This window comes from Pantoea alfalfae (genome assembly GCF_019880205.1).
In the GTDB taxonomy this organism is placed as follows: Bacteria; Pseudomonadota; Gammaproteobacteria; order Enterobacterales; family Enterobacteriaceae; genus Pantoea; species Pantoea alfalfae.
Genome location: NZ_CP082292.1, coordinates 336332 through 362808 on the forward strand (window position 1 = coordinate 336332; position 26477 = coordinate 362808).

27 protein-coding genes are annotated in these 26477 nt (G+C 55.6%); 17 read left to right on the top strand and 10 right to left on the bottom strand.

Going from position 1 to position 26477, the window contains the following annotated elements:
• Positions 1–66: 66 nt before the first annotated feature.
• The 9 genes from livH to ugpQ all read left to right on the top strand — a co-directional run bounded on the left by livH (position 67) and on the right by ugpQ (position 9059).
• Complete coding sequence (gene livH, locus K6R05_RS01545) at positions 67–993, top strand: high-affinity branched-chain amino acid ABC transporter permease LivH (protein ID WP_009087789.1); 927 nt, start codon at positions 67–69, stop codon at positions 991–993.
• Positions 990–2261, top strand: a complete 1272-nt coding sequence (locus K6R05_RS01550; RefSeq protein WP_161735544.1) for a high-affinity branched-chain amino acid ABC transporter permease LivM — start codon at positions 990–992, stop codon at positions 2259–2261. The genes livH and K6R05_RS01550 overlap by 4 nt, the downstream gene beginning before the upstream one ends.
• Positions 2258–3025 carry a high-affinity branched-chain amino acid ABC transporter ATP-binding protein LivG gene (gene livG, locus K6R05_RS01555; RefSeq protein WP_013359342.1) on the top strand — a complete coding sequence of 256 codons (768 nt, stop codon included), beginning with the start codon at positions 2258–2260 and terminating at the stop codon, positions 3023–3025. The genes K6R05_RS01550 and livG overlap by 4 nt, the downstream gene beginning before the upstream one ends.
• A 1-nt stretch (position 3026) precedes the next feature.
• On the top strand, positions 3027–3740 hold the full coding sequence (livF, locus tag K6R05_RS01560; RefSeq protein ID WP_222924889.1) for a high-affinity branched-chain amino acid ABC transporter ATP-binding protein LivF: 714 nt from the start codon (positions 3027–3029) through the stop codon (positions 3738–3740).
• A gap of 404 nt (positions 3741–4144) precedes the next feature.
• Positions 4145–5461, top strand: a complete 1317-nt coding sequence (ugpB, locus tag K6R05_RS01565; protein ID WP_161735542.1) for a sn-glycerol-3-phosphate ABC transporter substrate-binding protein UgpB — start codon at positions 4145–4147, stop codon at positions 5459–5461.
• A 53-nt stretch (positions 5462–5514) separates the two neighbouring features.
• Entirely contained in the window at positions 5515–6402 is an 888-nt protein-coding gene (gene ugpA / locus K6R05_RS01570; RefSeq protein WP_222924890.1) for a sn-glycerol-3-phosphate ABC transporter permease UgpA, read from the top strand.
• On the top strand, positions 6399–7244 hold the full coding sequence (ugpE, locus tag K6R05_RS01575; RefSeq protein WP_161735538.1) for a sn-glycerol-3-phosphate ABC transporter permease UgpE: 846 nt from the start codon (positions 6399–6401) through the stop codon (positions 7242–7244). Before ugpA ends, ugpE begins: the two co-directional genes overlap by 4 nt.
• Position 7245: 1 nt before the next feature.
• Entirely contained in the window at positions 7246–8319 is a 1074-nt protein-coding gene (locus tag K6R05_RS01580; RefSeq protein ID WP_161735536.1) for a sn-glycerol-3-phosphate import ATP-binding protein UgpC, read from the top strand.
• Complete coding sequence (gene ugpQ / locus K6R05_RS01585) at positions 8316–9059, top strand: glycerophosphodiester phosphodiesterase (RefSeq protein ID WP_161735534.1); 744 nt, start codon at positions 8316–8318, stop codon at positions 9057–9059. The genes K6R05_RS01580 and ugpQ overlap by 4 nt, the downstream gene beginning before the upstream one ends.
• On the opposite strand, the gene K6R05_RS01590 is transcribed toward ugpQ, so the two are convergent.
• A complete protein-coding gene (locus K6R05_RS01590) occupies positions 9056–9343 on the bottom strand; it encodes a DUF2756 domain-containing protein (protein ID WP_161735532.1) in 288 nt (95 codons plus the stop codon). The genes ugpQ and K6R05_RS01590 overlap by 4 nt on opposite strands.
• A gap of 208 nt (positions 9344–9551) precedes the next feature.
• On the opposite strand from K6R05_RS01590, the gene ggt reads away from it, so the two are divergent.
• Positions 9552–11303, top strand: a complete 1752-nt coding sequence (gene ggt / locus K6R05_RS01595) for a gamma-glutamyltransferase (RefSeq protein WP_161735530.1) — start codon at positions 9552–9554, stop codon at positions 11301–11303.
• 251 nt (positions 11304–11554) lie between these two features.
• On the opposite strand, the gene K6R05_RS01600 is transcribed toward ggt, so the two are convergent.
• Positions 11555–12049, bottom strand: coding sequence for a GNAT family N-acetyltransferase (locus tag K6R05_RS01600; RefSeq protein ID WP_161735528.1), 495 nt, complete (start codon positions 12047–12049; stop codon positions 11555–11557).
• Positions 12050–12397: 348 nt separating this feature from the next.
• Between K6R05_RS01600 and K6R05_RS01605 the strand changes: the two genes are divergently transcribed.
• The 4 genes from K6R05_RS01605 (at position 12398) to gntU (ending at position 16211) form a co-directional block, all read left to right on the top strand.
• Positions 12398–13093 carry a pirin family protein gene (locus K6R05_RS01605; protein ID WP_013359331.1) on the top strand — a complete coding sequence of 232 codons (696 nt, stop codon included), beginning with the start codon at positions 12398–12400 and terminating at the stop codon, positions 13091–13093.
• A 102-nt stretch (positions 13094–13195) separates the two neighbouring features.
• Positions 13196–14191, top strand: a complete 996-nt coding sequence (gene gntR / locus K6R05_RS01610; RefSeq protein ID WP_161735524.1) for a gluconate operon transcriptional repressor GntR — start codon at positions 13196–13198, stop codon at positions 14189–14191.
• Positions 14192–14331: 140 nt separating this feature from the next.
• Positions 14332–14868 carry a gluconokinase gene (gene gntK, locus K6R05_RS01615; protein WP_161735522.1) on the top strand — a complete coding sequence of 179 codons (537 nt, stop codon included), beginning with the start codon at positions 14332–14334 and terminating at the stop codon, positions 14866–14868.
• A 2-nt stretch (positions 14869–14870) separates the two neighbouring features.
• Positions 14871–16211: a gluconate transporter gene (gene gntU / locus K6R05_RS01620; protein ID WP_008926287.1), complete on the top strand. Its 1341-nt coding sequence runs from the start codon at positions 14871–14873 to the stop codon at positions 16209–16211.
• Between the two features lie 24 nt (positions 16212–16235).
• Here gntU and K6R05_RS01625 read toward each other — a convergent pair whose 3' ends face one another.
• The 4 genes from K6R05_RS01625 to K6R05_RS01640 form a co-directional block, all read right to left on the bottom strand.
• Positions 16236–16553, bottom strand: coding sequence for a DUF805 domain-containing protein (locus tag K6R05_RS01625; protein WP_222924891.1), 318 nt, complete (start codon positions 16551–16553; stop codon positions 16236–16238).
• Positions 16550–16975 (bottom strand): hypothetical protein, encoded by a 426-nt coding sequence (locus K6R05_RS01630; protein WP_161735518.1) that lies wholly within the window; start codon positions 16973–16975, stop codon positions 16550–16552. The genes K6R05_RS01625 and K6R05_RS01630 overlap by 4 nt, the downstream gene beginning before the upstream one ends.
• A complete protein-coding gene (locus K6R05_RS01635) occupies positions 16972–17553 on the bottom strand; it encodes a hypothetical protein (RefSeq protein WP_222924892.1) in 582 nt (193 codons plus the stop codon). The genes K6R05_RS01630 and K6R05_RS01635 overlap by 4 nt, the downstream gene beginning before the upstream one ends.
• A 123-nt stretch (positions 17554–17676) precedes the next feature.
• Positions 17677–18270 carry a YhgN family NAAT transporter gene (locus K6R05_RS01640; RefSeq protein ID WP_013359324.1) on the bottom strand — a complete coding sequence of 198 codons (594 nt, stop codon included), beginning with the start codon at positions 18268–18270 and terminating at the stop codon, positions 17677–17679.
• A 217-nt stretch (positions 18271–18487) separates the two neighbouring features.
• On the opposite strand from K6R05_RS01640, the gene asd reads away from it, so the two are divergent.
• Positions 18488–19597 (top strand): aspartate-semialdehyde dehydrogenase, encoded by a 1110-nt coding sequence (gene asd / locus K6R05_RS01645; protein WP_161735516.1) that lies wholly within the window; start codon positions 18488–18490, stop codon positions 19595–19597.
• A 491-nt stretch (positions 19598–20088) separates the two neighbouring features.
• On the opposite strand, the gene K6R05_RS01650 is transcribed toward asd, so the two are convergent.
• From K6R05_RS01650 to K6R05_RS01665, 4 genes are read right to left on the bottom strand one after another with little or no spacing between them, the layout of a single operon-like run.
• Complete coding sequence (locus K6R05_RS01650) at positions 20089–20343, bottom strand: hypothetical protein (RefSeq protein WP_222924893.1); 255 nt, start codon at positions 20341–20343, stop codon at positions 20089–20091.
• Positions 20344–20402: 59 nt separating this feature from the next.
• Positions 20403–20888 carry an Hcp family type VI secretion system effector gene (locus tag K6R05_RS01655; protein WP_222924894.1) on the bottom strand — a complete coding sequence of 162 codons (486 nt, stop codon included), beginning with the start codon at positions 20886–20888 and terminating at the stop codon, positions 20403–20405.
• A 1-nt stretch (position 20889) separates the two neighbouring features.
• The gene (locus tag K6R05_RS01660; protein WP_222924895.1) at positions 20890–21156 is read right to left on the bottom strand and encodes a hypothetical protein; all 267 of its coding nucleotides are present in this window, start codon (positions 21154–21156) and stop codon (positions 20890–20892) included.
• Complete coding sequence (locus K6R05_RS01665; protein WP_222925446.1) at positions 21137–21646, bottom strand: DUF2778 domain-containing protein; 510 nt, start codon at positions 21644–21646, stop codon at positions 21137–21139. Before K6R05_RS01665 ends, K6R05_RS01660 begins: the two co-directional genes overlap by 20 nt.
• 662 nt (positions 21647–22308) lie before the next feature.
• On the opposite strand from K6R05_RS01665, the gene glgB reads away from it, so the two are divergent.
• Positions 22309–24492: a 1,4-alpha-glucan branching enzyme gene (glgB, locus tag K6R05_RS01670; protein ID WP_161733729.1), complete on the top strand. Its 2184-nt coding sequence runs from the start codon at positions 22309–22311 to the stop codon at positions 24490–24492.
• Positions 24489–26471: a glycogen debranching protein GlgX gene (glgX, locus tag K6R05_RS01675; protein WP_222924896.1), complete on the top strand. Its 1983-nt coding sequence runs from the start codon at positions 24489–24491 to the stop codon at positions 26469–26471. The genes glgB and glgX overlap by 4 nt, the downstream gene beginning before the upstream one ends.
• Positions 26472–26477: the final 6 nt, after the last annotated feature.

The following is a 26477-nucleotide window of genomic DNA, read 5'->3' on the forward strand; positions in this document are numbered from 1 at the left end:
GGTGCTCGTCTGCCAGGCGTTTTTTGTACCCCGATCGCCTGCGATCGGTTAAGTAAGGGTCAAGGTATGTCCGAGCAGTTCCTCTATTTTATTCAGCAGATGTTTAACGGTGTGACCCTGGGTAGCACTTACGCGCTGATCGCCATCGGTTACACCATGGTTTACGGCATTATCGGCATGATCAACTTCGCCCACGGCGAGGTCTACATGATCGGTAGCTATGTCTCCTTTATCGTGATCGCCGCCCTGATGATGATGGGCATCGACACTACCTGGCTGATGATTGCTGCTGGCTTTGTGATGGCGGTGATTATCTCCAGCGCCTACGGCTGGAGCATTGAGCGCGTCGCCTACCGGCCTGTGCGTTCATCCAAGCGCCTGATTGCGCTGATCTCCGCCATCGGGATGTCGATATTCCTGCAAAACTACGTCAGCCTGACGCAGGGTTCACGCGACCTGGCGCTGCCGAGCCTGATCACCGGACAGTGGACGGTAGGCGAGAGCAACGGGTTTGCCGCCACGATTTCTACCATGCAGATTGTGATCTGGGTGGTGACGTTCCTGGCGATGCTGGCGCTGACCACCTTTATCCGCTATTCCCGTATGGGCCGCGCCTGTCGCGCCTGCGCTGAAGACCTGAAAATGGCCAGCCTGCTGGGGATTAACACCGACCGCGTGATCTCGCTGACCTTTGTGATCGGTGCCGCGATGGCGGCAGTCGCAGGCGTGCTGCTGGGCCAGTTCTATGGGTCGATCAACCCCTTCATCGGCTTTATGGCGGGCATGAAAGCCTTTACCGCCGCGGTGCTGGGCGGGATTGGCAGTATTCCGGGCGCAATGATTGGCGGCCTGGTACTGGGCATCGCTGAAGCGCTGACTTCTGCGTATCTCAGCACGGAATATAAAGATGTGGTCTCGTTTGCCCTGCTGATTGTGGTGCTGCTGGTGATGCCGACCGGGATTCTGGGTCGCCCGGAGGTTGAAAAAGTATGAAGATCTCCTTTATCAATGCCCTGATCTCGTCGGTGATGCTGCTGGTGCTTGCCACCTTCTTTATGGGATTGCGCCTGAATCTGGACGGCACGAATCTGGTAGTGCAGAACGCGGGTAGCGTGCGCTGGAACTGGATCGCCGCAGGCTGTGCGGTGGTGTTTCTGTTCCAGCTGTTGCGTCCGGTGTGGCAAAGCGGCCTGAAGAAAATCTCCGGTCCGGCGCTGGTGTTGCCTGGCCTGGATGGCTCGACGCCAAAGCAGAAGCTGGTGATGGCAGTGATGATTATCGCCGCCATTGCCTGGCCATTCCTGGTGTCACGCGGCACCGTCGATATCGCCACCATGACGCTGATCTATGTGATGCTCGGTCTGGGCTTAAACGTGGTGGTCGGTCTCTCTGGCCTGCTGGTACTGGGTTATGGCGGCTTTTACGCCATCGGTGCCTACACTTTTGCGCTGCTGAATCACTATTACGGTCTTGGCTTCTGGCAATGCCTGCCGCTTTCCGGCATGGTCGCTGCATTGTTTGGTCTGCTGCTGGGCTTCCCGGTGCTGCGACTGCGCGGCGACTATCTGGCGATTGTGACGCTGGGCTTCGGTGAGATCGTGCGTATTCTGCTGCTGAACAATACCGCCCTGACCGGCGGGCCGAATGGCATTAGCCAGATCCCGAAACCGACGCTGTTTGGTCTGGAGTTTGGCCGTACGCCCCGTGAAGGCGGCTGGGATACCTTCCATAACTTCTTTGGGCTGAAGTACGATCCCAGCGACCGCATCATCTTCCTCTACCTGGTGGCGCTGCTGCTGGTGGTATTGACGCTGTTCGTGATCAACCGGCTGTTGCGGATGCCGCTGGGCCGGGCCTGGGAAGCGCTGCGCGAAGATGAGATTGCCTGTCGTTCACTGGGCCTGAGTCCGACCCGCATCAAGCTGACCGCCTTTACCATCAGTGCCGCGTTTGCCGGTTTTGCCGGCAGTCTCTTCGCGGCGCGTCAGGGCTTTGTCAGCCCGGAATCCTTTACCTTTGTCGAGTCCGCCTTTGTGCTGGCGATTGTGGTATTGGGCGGGATGGGCTCGCAGTTTGCGGTCATTCTGGCCGCCATCCTGCTGGTGGTGTCACGCGAGCTGATGCGCGACCTCAATGAATACAGCATGCTGGTGCTGGGTGGCCTGATGGTGCTGATGATGATCTGGCGTCCGCAGGGCCTGTTGCCGATGAAGCGTCCGCATCTGAAGCTCAGAACCGGTAAACAAGGAGAACAGGCATGATTCAGCCTTTATTAGCCGTTGAAGGCCTGATGATGCGCTTCGGCGGTCTGTTAGCCGTGAACAATGTGGCACTGGAGCTGCGTCCACAGGAGATCGTTTCACTGATTGGTCCCAACGGTGCCGGTAAAACCACCGTGTTCAACTGCCTGACCGGCTTTTACAAACCCACCGGTGGCACGATCAAACTGCGTGAGCAGCATCTGGAAGGGTTGCCGGGCCAGAAGATTGCGCGGATGGGCATCGTGCGGACTTTCCAGCACGTGCGTCTGTTCCGTGAGATGACAGTAATTGAGAACCTGCTGGTCGCGCAGCATCAGCATCTGAAAAGCGGCGTATTTTCCGGCCTGCTGAAAACCCCGGCGTTTCGCCGCAGTGAGAGCGAGGCGCTGGATCGTGCGGCGACCTGGCTGGAGCGGGTGGGTCTGCTGGATCTGGCGAACCGTCAGGCGGGCAATCTGGCCTATGGTCAGCAGCGCCGTCTGGAGATTGCGCGCTGTATGGTGACGCGCCCGGAGATTCTGATGCTGGATGAACCGGCGGCGGGTCTTAACCCCAAAGAGACCCACGAGCTGGACGCGCTGATTGCGGAACTGCGTGGTGAACACAAGGTGTCGGTGCTGCTGATTGAACATGATATGAAGCTGGTGATGGGTATTTCTGACCGTATTTACGTGGTTAATCAGGGAACGCCGCTGGCTAACGGAACGCCGGAGGAGATTCGTAATAATCCGGATGTCATTCGTGCCTATTTAGGAGAGGCCTGAGATGGCAAATGCGATGTTAACCATTGAGAACGTCAGCGCTCACTACGGCAAAATTCAGGCGCTGCACAACGTTAGTCTCTATATCAATCAGGGCGAAATCGTCACCCTGATTGGCGCTAACGGCGCCGGAAAAACCACGCTGCTGGGCACGCTGTGCGGCGAGCCGCGCGCGACCCAGGGCACCATCACTTTTGATGGCAAAGCCATTACCGACTGGCAAACGGCGCGCATCATGCGTGAAGCGATCGCCATCGTGCCAGAGGGACGGCGGGTGTTTTCGCGCATGACGGTGGAAGAGAACCTGGCGATGGGCGGCTTTTTTGCCAGCCGCCCGGAGTATCTGACGCGGATTAAGCGCGTGTATGAACTCTTTCCACGGCTGGAGGAGCGTAAAATCCAGCGTGCCGGGACGATGTCAGGCGGCGAACAGCAGATGCTGGCGATTGGCCGTGCGCTGATGAGCCAGCCGCGCCTGCTGTTGCTGGATGAGCCGTCGCTGGGACTGGCACCGATCATTATTCAGCAGATCTTCGACACGATTGTGCAGTTGCGCAGCGAAGGGATGACGATTTTCCTGGTGGAGCAGAATGCCAATCAGGCGCTGAAGCTGGCTGATCGGGGCTATGTGCTGGAGAACGGGCATGTCGTGCTCGAAGATAGCGGTGCAGCGCTCCTATCCAACGAAGCCGTCCGCAGCGCATACCTCGGCGCTTAACCTTTAGAGGCCTGGTTTACTTGCCATTTCGACACCGGGCAGTGCTCGCATTCCTCACGTACTTCAGTACGCTCCGGATGCTGTGCGCTGGCCGATGCCGAACTGCCTGCGACGCCGACGGCCTTGAGTGTTGGTTTGAGTGGAGCCGCTGACGGCCTTCGACTTCAGTGAAGTGAAAACCTCAGTAAGGTATTTTCAGCTTCCAGTCGCTCTGCAATTTATGTAACTAAAAACTGGTATCGCGGGCGTTTTGCCGCCGTGCTGCCAGCGTCCTCTTTTTCTCAATAAAGCCTGTCACCCGCCTGTCATCTTCCTGTTATTAATCCGTCATTTCCCCGTGTCATGTTACTTCGCGAACCAGAAATCCGTGATTTCACGCGTATTTACCTGCACAGGAAAATTCTATGTCCGTCGTTACCTTTCGTCGTAGCCTGATGAGCGTGCTGCTCGGTCTGACACTCAGCAGCCATGCCATGGCCGCCACTGAGATTCCTTTCTGGCACTCTATGGAAGGCGAGTTAGGCAAAGAAGTGGATTCGCTGGCACAGCGTTTTAACCAGACGCATCCCGATTACAAAATTGTTCCGACCTACAAAGGTAACTACGAGCAGAGCCTGGCGGCAGGGATTGCGGCCGTGCGCAGCGGCAAAGCCCCCGCGGTACTGCAGGTCTATGAAGTCGGTACGGCGACCATGATGGCTTCTAAGGCGATTGTGCCGGTGCATCAGGTTTTCAAAGATGCTGGCATCCCCTTTGATGAAAAGCAGTTCGTACCAACGGTGGCGGGCTACTACAGCGACAGCAAAGGTCAGCTGATCTCTCAGCCGTTCAACAGCTCGACGCCGGTGCTCTACTACAACAAAGACGCCTTCAAAAAAGCGGGCCTTAACCCGGATCAACCCCCTAAAACCTGGCAGGAGCTGGCGACGGATGCCGCCGCACTGCGCAAATCGGGGATGAGCTGTGGCTACGCCAGCGGCTGGCAGGGCTGGATCCAGATTGAAAACTTCAGCGCCTGGCATGCGCTGCCGGTGGCGACAGAGAACAACGGATTTGATGGGCTCAACGCGGTGCTGGAGTTCAACAAGCCGGTACAGGTTCGTCACATCGACCTGCTGGAAGCGATGAACAAAAAAGGGGACTTCACCTACTTTGGCCGCAAAGATGAGTCCACCGCCAAGTTCTACAACGGTGACTGCGGTATCACTACCGCCTCATCCGGATCGCTGGCTGATATCCGCCACTACGCCAAATTCAACTTCGGCGTCGGCATGATGCCGTATGACGACACCGTGCCGAATGCACCGCAGAACGCCCTGATCGGCGGGGCCAGCCTGTGGGTGATGAAAGGCAAAGATGCGGCAACCTACAAAGGCGTGGCCGAGTTCATGCAGTTCCTGGCTAAACCGGAAATCGCCGCGGAATGGCACCAGAAAACCGGCTATCTGCCGATTACCACCGCCGCCTACGAGCTGACGAAACAGCAGGGCTTCTACGATAAGAATCCGGGTGCAGATATTGCGACCCGCCAGATGATGAACAAGCCGCCACTGCCGTTCACCAAAGGCATGCGTCTGGGCAACATGCCGCAGATTCGTACCGTGATCGACGAGGAGCTGGAAAGCGTCTGGACCGGCAAACAGTCGCCGCAAAGCGCGCTGGATAACGCAGTGAAACGCGGCAACGAACTGCTGCGCCGCTTTCAGCAGCAGGTGAAATAATCTCTCCTCTGGCCAGCCCAGGCTGGCCCCTCTTTTCTGACGCCAGGTACGCCATGTCTTCATCCCGTCCGGTTTTTCGCACCAGACTGTTGCCCTATCTTCTGGTGCTGCCGCAACTGCTGATTACCGCCATCTTCTTTCTCTGGCCTGCCGGTGAAGCGCTGTGGTACTCGCTGCAAAGCCTCGACCCCTTTGGCATCTCCAGCAGCTTTGTCGGGCTGGAAAACTTCAGACGCCTGTTTGCCGATCCCTACTATCTGGACTCGTTCTGGACCACGATAAAATTCAGCGGCATGGTCACGGTGTTCGGCATGGTCTTTTCGCTGCTGCTGGCGGCGCTGGTGGATTATGTGGTGCGACTGCGCCGCCTCTATCAGACCCTGCTGCTGCTGCCCTACGCCGTTGCGCCTGTGGTGGCTGCGGTGCTGTGGATGTTTCTGTTTAACCCCGGTCTGGGCCTGTTCAGCTATCTGCTGAACCACATCGGCTACGACTGGAACTATGCGCAAAACAGCGGTCAGGCGATGTTCCTGATTGTGCTGGCATCAATCTGGCAGCAGATGAGCTACAACTTCCTGTTCTTTTTTGCCGCCCTGCAATCTATTCCCAAATCGCTGGTGGAAGCCGCCGCCATTGACGGTGCCGGGCCGGTGCGTCGCTTCTTCAACCTCTCACTGCCGCTGATCACGCCCGTGAGTTTCTTTCTGCTGGTGGTGAACCTCATCTACGCCTTCTTCGATACCTTCCCGGTGATTGATGCCGCGACCGGCGGCGGGCCGGTGCAGGCGACCACCACGCTGATCTACAAAATCTATCGTGAAGGCTTTACCGGTCTGGATCTCTCCTCGTCCGCGGCGCAGTCGGTGGTGCTGATGCTGCTGGTCATCGGGCTGACGGTGCTCCAGTTCCGCTTTGTTGAACGTAAGGTGCAATACCAATGATTGAGAATCGACGCGGGCTGGATATCTTCAGCCACATCGTGCTGGTGCTGGGCGTGCTCACTATCCTGTTTCCGCTCTATGTCGCCTTTGTGGCGGCGACGCTGGATAACGAGGCGGTCTATCAGGTGCCGATGACGCTGGTGCCCGGTACGCACCTGTGGGAGAACATCTCGCGCATCTGGACCCATGGCGTCAACGGCAGCGGGCCAGCGTTTGGCCTGATGCTGCTCAACAGCATGATCATGGCGCTGGGCATCACCTTCGGCAAAATCACCGTGTCGATGCTGTCGGCGTTTGCGCTGGTCTGGTTCCGTTTTCCGCTGCGCACGCTCTTTTTCTGGCTGATCTTCATCACCCTGATGCTGCCGGTAGAGGTGCGTATCTTTCCTACGGTTCAGGTGATTGCCGATCTCAACCTGCTCGACAGCTACAGCGGATTAACCCTGCCACTGATGGCATCGGCAACCGCGACCTTTCTGTTCCGCCAGTTCTTTATGTCACTGCCGGATGAGCTGGTGGAAGCGGCGCGCATCGACGGTGCCAGCGCGATGCGCTTCTTTATCGACATTGTTCTGCCGCTGTCAAAAACCAATCTGGCGGCGCTGTTTGTCATCACCTTTATCTACGGCTGGAACCAGTATCTCTGGCCGCTGCTGATTATCAATGACGCCAGCCTCGGCACGGCGGTGGCAGGGATCAAAAGCATGATCTCCTCCAGCGGTTCGCCGACCCAGTGGAACGAAGTGATGGCGGCAATGTTATTAACCCTGATCCCACCGCTGGTGGTGGTGTTAGTCATGCAGCGTGCCTTTGTGCGCGGTCTGGTTGAGAGTGAGAAATAAGATGGCAGGCGTAACCCTTCAGGCAGTAACCAAGTCCTACGATGGCAAAAATCAGATCATTCAGCCGCTGAACGTCACCATCAATGACGGCGAATTTATGGTGATGGTCGGGCCGTCCGGCTGCGGCAAATCGACCCTGCTGCGCATGGTGGCCGGACTGGAGCGCGTCAGCTCCGGCGATATCTATATCGACAACCGGCGCGTCACTCAGGAAGAGCCGAAAGATCGCGGCATTGCGATGGTGTTCCAGAACTACGCGCTCTATCCCCATATGTCGGTAGAGGAGAACATGGCCTATGGCCTGAAAATCCGCGGTATGGGCAAAGAGCAGATTCGCCAGCGGGTACTTGAAACGGCGCGCAGTCTGGAGCTGGATCACCTGCTGATGCGGCGGCCTCGCGAGCTGTCTGGCGGACAGCGCCAGCGCGTGGCGATGGGGCGCGCCATCGTACGTGAACCGGCAGTGTTTCTGTTTGATGAGCCGTTGTCGAATCTTGATGCCCGCCTGCGGGTGCAGATGCGGCTGGAACTGCAACAGCTGCATCGCCGCTTACAGACCACCAGCCTCTATGTCACGCATGATCAGGTGGAGGCGATGACGCTGGCGCAGCGGGTGATGGTAATGAACAAAGGGGTGGTCGAGCAGCTTGGCACGCCGGTTGAGGTGTATGAACGTCCCGCCAGCCAGTTTGTTGCCTCGTTTATCGGCGCGCCTGCCATGAACCTGCTGAAAGGACAGTTCAGCAGCGACGGATCGCGCTTTGACCTCGACGCCTCGCATGCCCTGCCGCTCAGCGACACAAAAGCGAAATGGGCCAACCGGCCGGTGGTGCTGGGCATCCGGCCAGAGCACATCCGGCTCAGTAGCCGCGAGCAGGGCGGCGTGCCGCTGCGGGTCGATACGCTGGAGATGCTGGGTGCCGATAATCTGGCCCATGGTCGCATCGGTGACACGCCACTGGTGGTACGCTTAGCCCACAGCGAACGGCCGCAGCCAGGCAGTACGCTGTGGCTGCATCTGCCGTCAGATGCGTTACACTTCTTCGATTCAACTCATGGAAAGCGTCTGGAATGAGCACACAACACTGGCCTTATCCCCGCATCGTCGCCCATCGTGGCGGCGGTAAACTGGCACCAGAAAACACGCTGGCCGCGATCGACACTGGCGCGAAGTATGGTCATCAGATGATTGAATTTGATGCCAAATTATCGGCGGATGCGCAGATCTTCCTGCTGCATGACGACACGCTGGATCGCACCAGTAACGGCTGGGGCGTCGCGGGTCAGCTGCCGTGGGAGAAGCTGTCGCAGCTCGACGCGGGCAGCTGGTTTGGCAACGCGTTTACCGGCGAGAAGCTGGCGCGGCTGGATGAAGTCGCGGCCCGCTGTCGTCAGCATCAGATGATGGTGAACATCGAAATCAAACCGACCACCGGCAGTGACGCCGAAACCGGACGCGCCGTGGCGCAGGCTGCCGCGATCCTGTGGCAGGGTCAGACCGCACCGTTGCTCTCTTCGTTCTCTTTTGAAGCACTGGAAGCGGCGATGCAGGTCGAGCCAGGGCTGCCGCGTGGCCTGCTGTCGCACAGCTGGGATCCACAGTGGCAGGAAAAAACCACGGCGCTGGCGTGCGTATCCATCCACCTCAACCATAAAGTGCTGACTGCGGAGCGGGTTGCAGAGCTGAAAAGTGCGGGCCTGAAGATTCTGGTCTATACCGTGAACAGCCCGGACCGGGCGCGGGAATTGCTGACGTGGGGCGTCGATGCCATCTGTACCGACAGCATCGACATCATTGGCCCCGATTTTCATTAGTTCTGATTCGGACTCTGGTTCTGCTGGCCCGGCTGTGTGGTTATCACCCGCTGTTGGGCGCTGTTGCGCTGCTCCTGCATTTTACGCTGCATGTCCTGCGTCTGACGCTGCTGATCCTGGCGCAGCTTCAGCTGTTGCTGCTGTTGCTGGCTCTGCATCTGCGACTGCATCCGCTGCTGGCTCGGGTTATAGCCCGGTTTATTTGGATCGTTGGTGCTGTTCAGCGTGTTCGCCTGACTGGCGAAAGGCAGCAGGGCGGCTAAAACAATCATCCACTTTTTCATCTTTGCTCCTTCCTTTATCGCGACAGGTTTTTTGGGTGCACAACGGCGCACACCGATATCAGGGTCGCACCCATAAGTTTACGCGATATCACAGACCTTACTTTCCGATCTATTCCTGATTTGACTTAACCCCGGTTATTTTGCTGTATTTGTAGGCACTTGCAGAAATGATAAAAAAATGTAAATAACAACATGGGATGGTGGCAGGATGAAAATGCAGCAGACAGTGCGTCAGCTTAGCTGGTCGCTGGTGATGAGCTTTACCATGGTGGCAGGCACTTATGCCGCGCCCACTCAGGCACCACCGGTCTCCTACGGCGTGGACAGTGATACCTTTCACCCGGTAAAAGCGCAGCACGGCATGGTAGCGTCGGTGGATGCGCTTGCAACCCAGGTGGGCGTGGAAATTCTGCGTCAGGGCGGTAATGCGGTAGATGCCGCGGTCGCCGTGGGCTTTGCGCTGGCTGTGACCCATCCGCAGGCGGGCAACCTGGGCGGCGGCGGCTTTATGCTGCTGCGCACTGCCTCTGGCCGCGCGACCGCTATCGATTTCCGTGAAATGGCACCGGGCCATGCGTCGCGCGATATGTTTCTGGATAAGCAGGGCAACGCCGACAGTAAGCTGTCGCTGACGTCACACCTTGCTTCCGGCACGCCGGGCACCGTTGCCGGACTGGCGCTGGCTGCGCAGAAATATGGCACCCTGCCGCTGAGCACGCTGCTGGCACCAGCGATCAAACTGGCGCGTGACGGTATTCCGGTCAACGATGCGCTGGCGGATGACCTGAAGACCTACGGCAAAGAAGTGTTGATCACCCATCCGAACAGTAAAGCGATTTTCTATAAACCGGACGGCACGCCGTGGCAGAAGGGCGATCGGCTGGTGCAGAAAAACCTGGCCCACAGCCTGCAACTGATTGCCCGTCAGGGACCGGATGCGTTTTACAAAGGTGAAATCGCGGATGAGATCGCCGGCGAGATGGCGCAGCATGGCGGCCTGATCAACAAAGCTGATCTGGCGGCCTATCGTGCGGTCGAGCGAACGCCTGTCAGCGGAACATACCGTGGCTATGAAGTCTTCTCTATGCCGCCGCCGTCATCCGGTGGTATCCACATCGTGCAGATCCTCAATATCCTGGAGAACTTCGATCTGGCGAAGATGGGCTTTGGCAGTGCTGACGCCATGCAGGTGATGGCAGAAGCGGAGAAATATGCCTACGCGGACCGCTCGGAATATCTTGGCGATCCCGATTTCGTGAAGGTACCGTGGCAGGCGCTGACCAGTAAAGCCTATGCCAAAACGCTGGCGCAGCAGATCGATGTAGCAAAGGCGCGCCCTTCCAGCGAGATCAAGCCCGGTAAGCTCGAACCTTACGAAAGTAATCAGACCACCCATTTCTCGGTGGTGGATAAGCAGGGCAATGCCGTTGCGGTAACCTATACCCTTAACACCTATTTCGGCAGCGGAATTGTGGCGGGCAAGAGTGGCATCCTGATGAATAATGAGATGGATGACTTCTCTGCCAAGCCAGGCACGCCAAATGTCTACGGGCTGGTCGGCGGGGAAGCGAATGCGGTGCAACCGGCGAAACGTCCGTTGTCATCGATGTCGCCGACTATCGTCGCCAAAGGGGGCAAAACCTGGCTGGTGACCGGCAGTCCTGGCGGCAGCCGCATTATCACCACGGTATTGCAGATGGTGGTTAACAGCATCGATTTCGGGATGAATGTGGCGGAAGCCACCAATGCGCCGCGCTTCCATCATCAGTGGCTGCCGGATCAGCTGCGGGTGGAGAAGGGCTTCAGTCCCGATACGCTGCGTCTGCTGGAAACCAAAGGTCAGCATGTGAAGGTACTTCCGTCGATGGGCAGTACGCAGAGCATCATGATCGGGCCGGATGGCATGCTCTACGGCGCTTCCGATCCGCGCAGCATCGATGATTTGAGTGCGGGTTATTGAGATTTGAGACTGCTGACAAACTCAAACCCGGGTGAATCTGACAGCAATAAATAAGCTTAACGCGCAGGGAACTGGGTCAGAAGAGGAAAGCGTCCCGCGCCAGGACGGCGCGGGCCGAGCATGTCATGGATGACGGCTTTTGCGTCTTTCCGATCTGACCCTGTTTCCTGCGCAGCCGCTAACTGACAGCGAACCTTGTCAGGGTTTATCAGCAGAAAGGGCGCCTTCGGTGCTCTTTCTGCTTCCACACGTCAGGCTTTAACCCGCGCCATATAATGCGCGTCAATCAGTTCACCGTGTCGCATTGCGAAGCCTTTTGCCGTTCCCTCAATCTCAAACCCGAAACGCTGATACAGGGCGATAGCCGGGCCATTATCCACGAACACCGTCAGCTCCATTCGGCTCACCTGTAGCCAGTTGTCACATAACGAGACCATTTCACGCATGAGTGCAGTACCGACGCCTCGCTGCCGGTAGCGTTCATCCACGCCCATCCCCAGCGAGGCGACGTGACGGCGTCTGGGACGTGCTACTGCGTCCAGCGCACACTGGCCTACAACCTCTTCGTCGATACAGGCCACCAGCAGATGCGAATGGGGCGGTGGTGTAGCGAGGCGGGTCTGCCACATCTGTAGCGATGAGTGAGGCAGATGCAGCGTGCTGGCCTGGGTATCTGGCTGACTGTAAATCCTGTGCAGCGCAGCAGCATCTTCTGGCATGACGTGGCGGACAACTATTTCACTCATGGTCTCTCCTTTAGTCCATAAAAACCTTTTAAACATCAAGGTATTCACCGCGTTAATCAGGGTAAAAAATGTGAAAAGAACTTTACAGACGCGAATGATAATGATTATTATTGCTATGCGTTTCCGGGAGGTCGCCCGACAGCCTGGAAAAGCACGACATTGCTCACATTGCTTCCAGTATTATTTCGCCAGCTTAGATGCTGGCTTTTTTTTGCCTGCACTCCTTCAATCCTTTTCAGCCACTGCGTCGCACTCATTCAATGAATTTGAAAAGAGGCGTGAAGTTTTTCAGCTATCAATCAAACCGCCTCAGGGACACACTATAAAAAACATTGAGGAGATTTGAACATGATCTATGTACGCAAAGCTGAAGAACGCGGTCACGCAAACCATGGCTGGCTGGATAGCTGGCATACCTTCTCTTTCGCCAGCTATCACGATGCGAACTTCATGGGGTTCTCCGCGCTGCGGGTCATCAATGAAGATGTGATCGATGGCGGTCAGGGATTTGGCACCCATCCGCATAAAGATATGGAAATTCTGACCTACGTGCTCTCCGGTACGGTTGAGCATCAGGACAGCATGGGCAACAAAGAGCAGATCCCGGCAGGGGAGTTCCAGATCATGAGCGCCGGTACTGGCGTGCGTCACTCGGAATACAACGCCAGCGAAAGCGAGCCGTTGCACCTCTATCAGATCTGGATCATTCCTGAGCGCACCGGCATTGAACCACGCTACGATCAGCGCCGCTTCCCGGATGTGCAGGGACGTCAGCTGGTGTTAAGCCCCGATGCCCGTGAAGGATCGCTGAAAGTTTATCAGGACATGACCTTATCGCGCTGGGTACTGGCTGCCGGTGAGCAGGATAACGTCGCGATTGATGCGGGACGCCGTATCTGGATTCAGGTCGTGAAAGGTGATGTTACCGTTAACGGCAACGCAGTTACCACCAGCGACGCCCTGGCGATCTGGGACGAAAGCGCGCTGACGATTGAAGCCAGCTCGGCTGCCGAAGTTCTGCTATTTGATCTGCCACCCGTCTAAGCAGATAACGGGCGCGACTCGTCGCGCCCGGTTAGGAATTTTGTGACAGAAAAGTGATAGACTCATCGTACTTTAGCTTTCAGGGCGATCCCAGGCGCTACGATGAAGAAGAAAAGACCGGTATTACAGGATGTTGCCGATCGCGTCGGCATTACAAAAATGACCGTCAGCCGTTACCTGCGTAATCCTGAGCAGGTCTCTGTTGCCCTGCGGGACAAGATTGCAGTGGCACTGGATGAGCTGGGTTATATCCCCAATCGCGCCCCCGATATGCTTTCTAACGCTACCAGCCGTGCCATCGGCGTACTGCTGCCATCACTCACTAACCAGGTTTTTGCTGACGTATTGCGCGGCATTGAAGCCGTCACTGACGAAGCCAACTATCAGACGCTGGTCGCCCACTTTGGTTACAACCCGCAAAAAGAGGAGCTGCAACTGCGCTCGCTGCTGGGCTGGAACATTGATGGCGTTATCCTCACCGAACGCACCCATACGCCAGGCACGCTGCGTATGCTGGAAGTGGCCGGTATTCCGGTGATTGAGGTGATGGACAGCGTTACACCCTGCCTGGATATGGCGGTCGGCTTTGATAACGTCGAAGCGGCCCGGCAGATGACGCAGGCGATCCTCAGTAAAGGCCATCGTCACACCGTCTATCTTGGCGCACGCCTTGATGAACGTACGCTGCAAAAGCAGCGCGGTTATGAAATCGCCATGCACGAAGCGGGTCTGACGCCGCACAGCGTGATGATGGAAGATGCCTCATCATTCAGCGCCGGTGGCGATTTGCTGCGTGAGGCGCAACGTCTCTATCCTGAAACGGATAGCCTGTTCTGTACCAATGATGACCTGGCGGTCGGCGCGATGTTTGAGTGTCAGCGCCAGGGATTGCAGGTACCCATTCAGATGGCGATTGCGGGTTTTCACGGCCATGATATCAGTCAGGTCGTCACACCACAGCTGGCGACCGTGCTGACGCCACGCGACCGCATGGGGCGTGAAGCGGCGGCGATGTTGCTGGCGCGTATTGCCGGTGAGAACAGTGATAATCCGCTTCGGGATATCGGTTTTGAGATCAGTGAAGGTGGCAGCATCTGATTGTGATGTTTTTATGAGTCAGCTCACACTTTTATGCTTTTCCTGGTAAAAAGGTTGCCAGGCTGTTAACCGGCCAGGAGAATGAGAAACGACATTGTTATCGGTAACATTGGCAAATTCTCACCTGCCGGAGCAGAAAAATGACAACGCAATCCCCGTCGCATCACGTTTTTATCCTGATGGGCGTTTCAGGCAGCGGAAAGTCTGCTGTCGCCAACCAGGTCTCTCACCAGCTGAATACAGCCTTTCTTGACGGTGATTTTCTCCACCCGCGCGCCAATATCCTGAAGATGGCCGATGGTCATCCGCTGGATGACAGCGATCGCCAGCCGTGGTTACAGGCGCTGAATGATGCCGCATTTGCCATGCAGCGGACCCAGGCGATCTCCATCATTGTCTGCTCAGCCCTGAAAAAAAGTTATCGCGACATTCTGCGTCAGGGCAATGACAACCTGCGTTTTGTCTACCTGAAAGGCGATTTTGACACCATCGAAGCCCGCCTGAAGGCGCGTAAGGGCCACTTCTTCAAGCCGCAGATGCTGGTAACCCAGTTTGCCACGCTGGAAGAGCCAGGGCGGGACGAGCCGGATGTCCTGGTCGTGGATATCGCGCATTCACTGGACGAGGTGGTAGCGGCTACGGTTGCAACTATTCAGGACGCTATCAGCCAGGGTTAGAGATGAATACCGCAACACTCGTTTTGACCGCAGCAGGCTCCGTCCTGCTGCTGCTTTTTCTGGTGATGAAGGCACGGATGCACGCCTTTGTCGCGCTGATGTTAGTCTCCATCGGTGCCGGATTGTTCTCCGGCATGCCACTGAACAAAATCGCGGAAACCATGCAGAAGGGGATGGGCGGCACGCTCGGCTTCCTCGCCATTGTGGTTGCACTGGGCGCAATGTTCGGCAAAATCCTGCATGAAACCGGCGCCGTGGATCAAATCGCGATCCGGATGCTGAAAACCTTTGGTCAGAGCCGCGCCCATTATGCGATGGGCATTGCCGGTCTGATCTGCGCGCTGCCGCTTTTCTTTGAGGTGGCGGTGGTGCTGTTGATCAGCATCGCGTTTGCGGTGGCGCGGCGAACTGGTGGCAATCTGGTGAAGCTGGTCATTCCGCTGTTTGCCGGTGTGGCCGCGTCGGCGGCGTTCCTGCTGCCCGGACCGGCTCCGATGCTGCTGGCTTCACAGATGCACGCGGACTTTGGCTGGATGATTTTGCTGGGTCTTTGTGCGGCGATCCCGGGCATGCTGATTGCCGGGCCGCTGTTTGGCAACTTCATCGGCAATCACGTGACGTTCAGTGCGCCACCGGAAGATCATCAGCCGGATGTTGATGAGAGTAAACTGCCGTCGTTTGGCTTCAGCCTCTCACTGATTCTGTTCCCGCTGGTGCTGGTCGGCCTGAAAACCATCGGCGCACGCTTCACAACCGAAGGCACCACGCTGTATGAGTGGCTGGAATTTATCGGCCATCCTTTCACCGCCATCCTGCTGGCGCTGCTGGTCGCGATTTATGGTCTGGCTTACCGTCAGGGTATGGATAAAGAGCGGGTGATGCAGGTGTGCGGCAGCGCGCTGCAACCGGCCGGGATTATCCTGCTGGTGATTGGCGCAGGCGGCGTGTTCAAGCAGGTGCTGGTGGATTCCGGCGTCGGCCCGGTGCTGGGCAATGCGCTGACCGGCGCGGGCCTGCCGATTGCGCTGGCCTGCTTTATCCTGTCGGGCGCGGTGAGGGTGATTCAGGGGTCGGCGACGGTCGCCTGTCTGACCACGGTCGGCTTAATCATGCCGGTGATTGAACCGCTGCATTACAGCGGTGCTCAGCTGGCGGCGCTGTCGATCTGCATCGGCGGTGGCTCGATTATTATCAGCCATGTGAACGATGCCGGGTTCTGGCTGTTTGGCCGCTTCACCGGAGCCAGCGAAGCGGAAACGCTGAAGACCTGGACGCTGATGGAGACCATTCTCGGCACCGTGGGTGCAGTTGTTGGAATGATTGCTTTCGAACTGCTTTCCTGACCAACCCGACGGGCTATCTGCCCGTCAGTTTTTTTCCCGCGAGCCGGGGAAGAGTAAAAAAGGGAACAGCAGATAAGGCGCCACTACCAAAAGGGCAATGACGCCGCGTGAATAGCCGGCGTCATTTATTCTTCTCACCCCGCAGGAAAATAGAGGCAAAACAAACAGCAGCAGCGCGATTAAGCCTATTTCATGCTCTGGCCCGGTAAACCATTGCAGATAACAGCAGAACCAGACCAGCTGAAACAGCAGGAAAATAAAATAGCTCGTCCTTCCTTCACGCCCTTCATAGTTAAACGTGCGCAGCAGACAGCTTTTGATAATTTGCAGCAGCCTGTTCATGCCCATTTTCTTCTTATCAGAGCAAAAACAACCAGCGTGATAGCGGCGGCAAGCAAGTAAACCCAGGCCAAATCAGTGACGTCAACTTGCATCAGTTGCACGTCATTCAGCGCCGCTTTCTGGCTCGGGACGGATAATACGGTCAGGCCAGCTAAACAGAGTATATTTGCCAGAAAGAATAGCGCCTGAAAAACTGTTTCTTTAGCCACGGACAGGGCGGCAATTTTTCTGAAACCCCACCAGGCTACCAGATAAACCAGTAGCCAGAGCAACGCGCAGAGTAGTGGGGCAACCAGATAACTGCGCATATCTGTGATCACCCCTGAATGGCCGCTGCTGGCATACTCCAGGACTTCCTGAAGGGAGACGTAACCTGTTATCAGATAGAGCGCGCCGAAGAAAAAGGGTAATAACAACCTCATTGCATTTCCCTCCGGGTTTTCAGACGCTGCATCAACTGCGGCAGCTCTTTTCCGGGGTCCACCATCACCAACTGTTTACTTTTTGCATCGTATTTCGCGGCGGCGGTCGGGTCACCTTTACCACCCTCCGCCATCACAAAACGTGCATCTGAACGGCCATAAAGGCCGACATGCGGAAAGGGATCGCTGCCAAAGGCCAGCACGTTTCGGCCAGGCAGGGTATATTCTCTGGTCAAAAAATCCGGGATTTTTTTTGAGTCGACGCCTGAGAAAGGCGTAGTGACAAAGCGGGAACCTGCATAGTCGAGAGAAAAGCAGGTACTGTTATCGGCAGCATTTTTCTGCACCAAATCCGCGCCAAACAGGATTTTTAAACGCTGCCAGACCGTCGCGCTGTCGGGTTCGATCTTCTTGCCTTCCAGATAAACATCTTGCTTATGATAAAGTTGGTAAACCATTTTGTGAATCTGCATCATGGAGGCGCCAACGCCGTGCCAGTTCGGTGCATCCCTGCTGTAAAGCCGCTCAACGATAATAAAGACGCCTGTCCCGGCATAATTTTCGATACTGCCGGCCATAGAAATCTCCTTTTTTACAACATTATATTAATATTATTGTTCATTTCAATGCCGTAACTATGTGATAAACAGGCTGAACTGAGGCGGCTGCCTGCCTGTCAGTGTAAAAGGACAAAGGCGCGCTTATAACTTCAGATAGGCCCGAATGCCATCCAGGAACATCTGGGTGGCCAGCATAATCAGTATTAATCCCATCAGCCGCTCCAGCGCATTCACACCCTTATCGCCCAGCAGACGCAGGAACAGACCTGACATCAGCAGAATAGCGACCGTTACGCCCCAGGCGATCAGCAGCGCGCCTACCAGATGCGACATCTGATGCGGATACTGATGCGACAGCAGCATCAATGTGGCCAGCAGCGATGGCCCGGCCACCAGTGGAATCGCCAGCGGCACCAGGAACGGCTCTTCACCCGCCGGTAAGCCAGAACTGCTGCTTTCAGCCGACGGGAAAATCATCTTGATGGCGATCAGAAACAGGATGATCCCGCCGGAAATCGACACTGTTTCGGTGCGCAGATTTAAAAACGCCAGGATGCGTTCGCCGGTAAACAGGAACAGCAGCATGATGATCAGGGCAATCAGCATTTCGCGGATTAGCACCACCCGCCGCCGTTTCGGCTCCAGATGCTTCAAAACCGACATAAAAATCGGCAGATTGCCCAGCGGATCCATAATTAACAACAATAATATTGTTGCCGAAATCATTTCAGTCATCGGTTTTGCGCCATGTTGTTCGCGAAAAAGCGGAGTTATTAGTTACGCTGCTGAAAAAGTTAGCGTAATCGAATTAATTCACTTGCTACCCGGCCTGCATTTTGTAGAGTGAGAGGACACAGGTAAATCCTATTATTACGCAGAGCGGCGTGAAAATAGCACGCCGCTCTCTCCTCTGAAATGAAAAGCAGGTGTAACTGCCTTAGACGGACACGACATGAAGAATGTAGGTTTTGTTGGTTGGCGCGGCATGGTCGGCTCAGTGCTGATGTCCCGCATGAGTGAAGAGCGTGATTTTGATGCAATCAATCCGGTCTTCTTCTCGACGTCGCAGCATGGTCAGGCGGCACCCGCGTTTGCGGGCAAACAGCAGGGCACCCTGCAGGATGCGTTTGATATTGAAGCGCTACGCGCGCTGGATATCATTATCACCTGCCAGGGCGGCGACTACACCAGTGACGTCTATCCAAAGCTGCGCGCCAGCGGCTGGCAGGGATACTGGATTGATGCGGCCTCTACGCTGCGCATGAAAGATGATGCCATCATCATCCTCGATCCGGTCAACCATGCGGTGATTCGCCAGGGCATCGACCGTGGCATCAAAACCTTTGTGGGTGGTAACTGTACTGTCAGCCTCATGCTGATGTCGCTGGGCGGCCTGTTTGCGCAGGATCTGGTGGAGTGGGCCTCGGTTGCCACCTATCAGGCAGCCTCTGGCGGCGGCGCGCGCCACATGCGCGAACTGCTGACCCAGATGGGCATGCTGCACGATCACGTTGCGCCTGCGTTGCAGAACCCGGCTTCGGCCATTCTCGACATTGAGCGTAGCGTGACCGACTTTACCCGTTCCGGCACTTTACCAACCGACAACTTCGGCGTACCGCTGGCAGGCAGCCTGATTCCATGGATTGATAAGCAGCTGGATAACGGCCAGAGCCGCGAAGAGTGGAAAGGCCAGGCGGAGACCAACAAGATCCTCGCCACCTCTAAAGTCATTCCGGTTGATGGCTTGTGCGTGCGCGTCGGGGCGCTGCGCTGCCACAGCCAGGCCTTTACGCTGAAGCTGAAACGCGACCTGCCGCTGGCTGAAATTGAGCAACTGCTGGCCTCTCACAATGAGTGGGTCAAAGTGGTGCCGAATGATCGCGAGCTGACGATGCGTGAACTGACGCCAGCCGCTGTTACCGGCACGTTGACCACACCAGTTGGCCGCTTGCGTAAACTGAATATGGGGCCGGAATATCTCTCCGCCTTCACGGTGGGCGATCAGCTGTTATGGGGCGCAGCCGAACCGCTGCGTCGCATGCTGCGATTGTTAACCAACTAAACAGCAAACATCGCCACAGGGCGGATTGATAATCAATGCCGATCAGATGAAACAATGGATCGGCTAACCGCCTGGTCGCTATGTGAAAGCCCGTAATCATTACTGATGGTTGCGGGCTTTTTGTTTAGTTAAAATTAAATGCAATGTTATGAGCGGGTATAACTTAAAAAAGCCTCAAGGGGCTTTTTTATGTCTCTATTGCCATTATCAGGCAGAGCGCCAGTGATCAGGATTGCCTTTGCTGGTATTTCTTACTCGGGCGACTAGCGGATTATGGCCTGCCTTTTTGGCTGCCTGAATTGCGCTGTCTTGAGTGGAATGATTCAATCCATCAATACTCTGACCTCCAGCATATTCGACGGTATAATGTGTGATCGCTGATCCTTCCGGGTGTCCGGTAGGCTGTGGTTCTACATAAACGTTAGACATAAAATAAACCTCGCTTCTTGAAAGTTATTTTCCAACCACTTTTAATATGATTGTTTATTTTTTCATTTCCAATCAGGATTGCTTAATCGCTTAATATCTAAAGTGTGATGATGTTCAAAAAAGAATGTCTTGCTAATTTTTATTATGTTAGCGCTGTGTTTTACAGGGTGAATAAAGTTAAAGAAAGTTTGCGCTGTTACTGGCTTGATTGTTTTTTTAAATAATGAAGTTTCTGGATTATTTTTTATTATAACGGCTACCCACTGATACTGGCGTACCACTTTACGACTGCACCAGTGGGTAAAATTCACGGCCATTTTCAGATAATCCTTTTTTTTAATTAATCCTTTTCAGCCATGCTTTTCTTTCCGATGCGCTATGCCCGTACATTCCAGTCATCCGTATACTGCACATTTCCATCAACATAACGCCATGTAATTTTGTCATACATCATGGATATCGATTCCATATGATTAATTTTCGCATTACCTGACATTTTAGCATTTGGCATGCCGGGATTCACACCGGTAATCTTTACCCCCTCGATAGTCATAACAAAGTAACACTCTTCCTGACCGGCATGGTTGATTCTGTACCAGCGGATTTCCGCACTTTGCAGCGTCTGACCCGTCGCCACCGCCTTGTACAGATAAGGACTGGAGCTATCAAACTCCTTTTCAATCATCATCGGTGAGTGTGAACGCTTGCCGGTAATCTTGCCGTTGGCGCTGTCTACAGGAATATTCAGCCCATGACTGAAACCCACAATCTCAATGCTGCCATCACGATCCTGGACATCAACGGAGCCTTTAATATGAGCGCCGCCATCATCTTTGAGCCACATATAAGCAGGAATTGACATGTTAATATCTCCTTATTTTTGTGATTAACTTCATTGTCAGGAAAAAAACCACCACAGTAATAACTATATTAGCGAGGAAACTAATATAGAAAAACGTATCATCTATTGCCTCTGCGCCAATTTCACCAGGGCCATAAAGCAGGTTTCCTATCTTCAAAACGAAATCATAGCTAATCCAGTTATACGGTTCACCCATAGTCCGCCCCACACAAAGTAAAATCAGAAGGAAAAAGGCTACCTTCCCTGATTTACGGGCAAGTATCGCCATAAGTGATTACCTCAATGGTGCCATAGGCTTTTAAGTCGCTGCCCGGAATCGGGGTTCTGGACGTTCTTAGCAGAGCATTTCTCAGCATGTCGAAATCGGATTGCCAGGCAAGAGTAATGCAACCCTCTGAGACATGACCAGGATGAAGCCTGAAACCGCCCCGGGCTACGCCCCGAAAGAATGTGCTATCGTCGATCATGTTATCTGCACGAAAAAGGGCAAACCATTCTGAATGATCAACATGATACTTAAACGCAGATTTTATTTCGTCAATTGCCCATGCTCTGACGCTGTTGATCCAACTACCAGAAGGGCGGTCAACAATGTAGTAACGTCCGGCAGGTAATGGTCCCTTATTAATTATCATCCCGCAACCACCCTTGTTACGATAGATGCCATTACCAGAAAACGCTAAAAACGTTCCTACTCCCGGAAAACTCAGTGGTGAATAATCAGCGTTATTGATTACAAACTTTCCGTATAAAGTCATAGCCATTCCTTTGCCTCTGTTATTTTTATTTGCATGCTAATACAAAGAAAAAAACAGACGAATGGCTATTTCTGTAAAAAATTAAGCTTGTGAAGCCGATTCACTTCCAGCCCTGTTGGTGTCCCAAATCCTGCCAATCCCAGAAACATGCCGTTAACCATCGCTTTACAACACGTTATCAGGTAGCTTTTCTTGATCATCGTTGTCTGCACTCCACGCTTCCGGAGGCTGACCAGGGTCGGCGGCAGAGCTATCGTTTCGATCCAGTAAAAAATGTTGCTTCATCAGTTGGGGCATTTCGGGCAGCTTAAATGAAAATAATCATCCATTTACTTGGCATTTTCATCACTGTCGTACACGAAACAATCTACCGTTTCGCTTACTCAGTGATCTGCTTCCCTTTTTTGCCGATCGCTAAAGAATATTTTGCTTAAGTCCATGGCAACTCCCGTGACCAAGCTATGATTTAACCATGATGTGCCACAGGTCACTCTTGTGCTTTCCGGATTAAATGGTTGTGGTACACGGCAAAAACACTTTTCCCACGGAATGGCCTGACTTCTTTGTCGTTGTACGTATGGCTCAATGAAGAGCAGCGCAGATGAACCGCGACAGGCCGTGTCGCGTTCATTTCGGCTGCCAATTATCACAGGAAGAAAGTCATGTCAGAGCTTCCCGATCGCGATGCGATCAATGCCCTGTTTGCGGGTAATTATGCCGACCCTTTTTCGTTACTAGGGATGCACCGAACTCAGCAAGGCCTTGAAGTCAGGGCATTGCTTCCCGAAGCGCTTGAAGTGTGGGTCATTGAAACCTCCACCGGGCGCAAACTGGCTCAGCTGATGTGTGAAGATGCACGCGGCTTCTTCAGTGGCGTCATTCCACGCCGCAAAAACCCGTTCCGCTATCAGCTGGCGGTGAACTGGCACGGCCAGCAAAACCTGGTAGACGATGCCTATCGCTTTGGTCCGCTGCTGCAGGAGATGGATCTGTGGCTGCTGGCGGAAGGGACACACCTGCGCCCTTATGAGACGCTGGGCGCGCACGGCGACGTCATTGATGGCGTCTTCGGCACCCGCTTCTGCGTCTGGGCACCCAACGCCCGTCGCGTGTCAGTGGTTGGCGATTTCAACTTCTGGGATGGCCGCCGTCATCCGATGCGTCTGCGTCAGGAGCTGGGCATCTGGGAGCTTTTTGTACCGGGCGCGGTCAATGGCCAGCTCTACAAGTATGAAATCATCGACGCCAATGGCGAACTGCGCATCAAAGCGGACCCGTACGCGTTTGAGGCGCAGATGCGTCCGCAGACTGCGTCGATGATCTGTGGTCTGCCAGAGCCGGTTGAGATGAAAGCGGAGCGCAAGGCGGCCAACGCCTTCGACGCGCCGATCTCCATCTATGAAGTGCATCTGGGCTCCTGGCGTCGTCACACCGACAACAACTTCTGGCTGAGCTACAAAGAGCTGGCTGAACAGCTGGTGCCCTACGTCAAAGAGATGGGCTTTACCCATATCGAACTGCTGCCGATCAACGAACATCCGTTTGATGGCAGCTGGGGCTATCAGCCGCTGGGCATGTATGCGCCGACCCGACGTTTTGGTACCCGTGACGAGTTCCGCGCCTTCATTGACGCCGCCCATGACGCGGGCCTCAACGTGCTGCTCGACTGGGTGCCGGGTCATTTCCCCAGCGATGATTTCGGTCTGGCGCGCTTCGACGGAACGCAGCTCTATGAGCACAGCGACCCGCGTGAAGGCTTCCACCAGGACTGGAACACCCTGATCTACAACTTTGGTCGCCGGGAAGTGAGCAACTACCTGTCGGGCAATGCGCTCTACTGGACCGAACGCTTTGGCATCGATGGCCTGCGTGTGGATGCGGTCGCGTCGATGATCTACCGCGATTACAGCCGCAACGAAGGAGAGTGGGTGCCGAATCAGTTCGGTGGCCGCGAGAACCTCGAAGCGATCGAATTCCTGCGTTACACCAACCGCACGCTCGGCACTGTGGCATCCGGGTCGGTAACCATGGCTGAAGAGTCAACCGACTATCCTGGTGTGACGCGTCCGACCGAAGGCGGCGGGCTGGGCTTCTGGTTCAAATGGAACCTGGGCTGGATGCACGACACGCTCGACTACATGCAGGTCGATCCCATCTACCGCAAGCACCATCACAACCTGATGAGCTTCGGCATGATGTACAACTACACCGAAAACTTTGTGCTGCCGTTGTCGCATGATGAAGTGGTGCACGGTAAGCGCTCAATTCTCGACCGTATGCCGGGCGACGCCTGGCAGAAGTTCGCCAACCTGCGTGCCTACTATGGCTGGATGTGGGGCTTCCCGGGCAAGAAACTGCTGTTTATGGGCAACGAATTTGCTCAGGGCCGCGAGTGGAACCACGACGTCAGCCTGGACTGGCACCTGCTGGAAGGGGATGACAACTGGCACAACGGCGTTCAGCGTCTGGTGCGCGATCTCAACCACACCTATCAGCACTACACGCCGTTGCATCAGCTCGACTTTGATCCGGCAGGGTTTGAGTGGCTGGTGGTGAACGATGCGGAACACTCCGTCTTCGCTTTCGTCCGCCGCGACCGTGAAGGCAACGAAGTAATCGTCATCAGTAACTTCACCCCGGTGCCGCGTCCGGGCTATCGCTTTGGCGTTAATCAGCCTGGCTACTGGCGAGAAGTACTGAACACCGATCAGCATGAGTATCACGGTAGTGACGTGCGCATTCATCGGGTGCATACCGATGAGCAGGAGAGCCACGGACGACCGCAGTCGCTGAGTCTGGATCTGCCACCGCTGGCAACAGTCTGGCTGGTGCGGGAGGCTGAATGACCATTACTGCCGGAGATCCCGAACCGCTGGGTGCCAGTTATGATGGCAAAGGCGTTAACTTCACTCTGTTCTCACAGCATGCGGAGCGCGTAGAGCTCTGCCTGTTTGATGAACAGGGCGCAGAACAGCGTCTTGAGCTGCCTGGCCGCAGTGGGGATATCTGGCATGGTTATGTTCCGGCGTTAAAACCGGGACAGCGCTACGGCTACCGGGTGCATGGGCCCTGGGCGCCGCAGCAGGGACATCGCTTTAACCCGGCGAAGTTACTGGTCGATCCCTGCGCTCGCGCGGTGGAAGGCGATGTTCCGGATGACCCGCTGTTTCATGGCGGCGAGGCGCAACCCGATCCGCATGACAATGCGGCGATTGCGCCCAGGTCGCGGGTGGTCGCAGAGGATTTCGACTGGCAGGACGATGTCGCACCGTGCGTGCCGTGGGGCAACACGGTAATTTATGAAGCCCACGTGCGCGGCCTGACGCAGCAGCATCCGGAAATTCCGGAAACGCTGCGCGGGACTTACGCGGCGCTGGGTCATCCTGTTATGGTGGATTACCTGCGCAAGCTGGGGATCACCACCCTTGAACTGCTGCCCGTGGCCCATTTCGCCAGCGAACCGCGACTGTTGCAGCTCGGCCTCAGCAACTACTGGGGCTACAACCCCTTTGCGCTCTGGGCGGTGGACCCTCGTTACGCCTCCGGTCAGCCGGGCGTGACGCCGTTGCAGGAGTTTCAGCAGGCGGTCAAAAGCCTGCACGCTGCGGGTATCGAAGTGGTGCTGGATGTGGTGTTCAACCATACCGCCGAACTGGATGAGATTGGCCCGACAATCTCCATGCGTGGCATTGATAACGCCAGCTACTACTGGCTGGATGAGCAGGGCGATTATCAGAACTGGACCGGCTGCGGCAACACGCTGAATATCCACCATCCGCAGGTAATGGCGTGGGCCCTGGAGGCGCTGCGCTACTGGGTGCGGGTCTGCCACGTCGACGGCTTCCGCTTTGACCTCGCACCAGTACTGGGTCGTACACCCGATTACCAGCGTGATGCGCCCTTTTTCGAGGCGATACGCGCCTGTCCGCTGCTCTCCCAGGTCAAGCTGATTGCGGAACCCTGGGATATCGGCCCTGACGGCTATCAGGTTGGCCGTTTTCCGCCGCCGTTTGCCGAGTGGAACGATAAGTTTCGCGACACCGCACGTCGTTACTGGCTGCACGGCGACGTAAGCAACGGCGACTTTGTTCGCCGCTTTGCCGCCTCCAGCGATCTCTACCAGCATGATGACCGGCTGCCACACGCCACGGTTAACCTGATCACCGCCCATGACGGTTTTACGCTGTGGGATGTGGTGAGCTTCGAACGTAAACACAACGAAGCGAACGGGGAAGAAAACCGTGATGGCCACGGTGATAACTACAGCCACAATCACGGCAAAGAGGGGCTGAACGTCAGCTTTGACGTGATCGAACGCCGCCGTCGCAGCGTACGGGCATTGCTGACGACGTTGCTGCTGTCACAGGGCACGCCGATGCTGCTGGCCGGCGATGAGCGCGGCCACACCCAGCACGGCAACAACAACGCCTACTGTCAGGATAACGCTCTGAGCTGGCTTGACTGGCAGGCGGATGAGAAGGGATTAGTCGGATTCACCGCAGCACTGATTGCTCTGCGCCAGCGCATTCCGGCGCTGACCGCAGATCGCTGGTGGCAGGACGGTGACGGCAATGTGCAGTGGCTCAATGCCGGTGGCCAGCCACTGCAACACGATGAATGGGCACAGGGGATGCACAGATTGCAGATCCTGCTGTCCGGCCGCTGGTTAATAACAATAAACGCCACGGATACGGTGAATGACATCGTGTTACCAGACGGAGAATGGCGTGCCCTTCCTCCTTTCGCCGGGGACGACAACCCCATCCTGCTAACTGTCTGGCATGGTCCCGCACACGGTGTGTGCGTGTTCCAAAAGCAATCATAAGGAGTC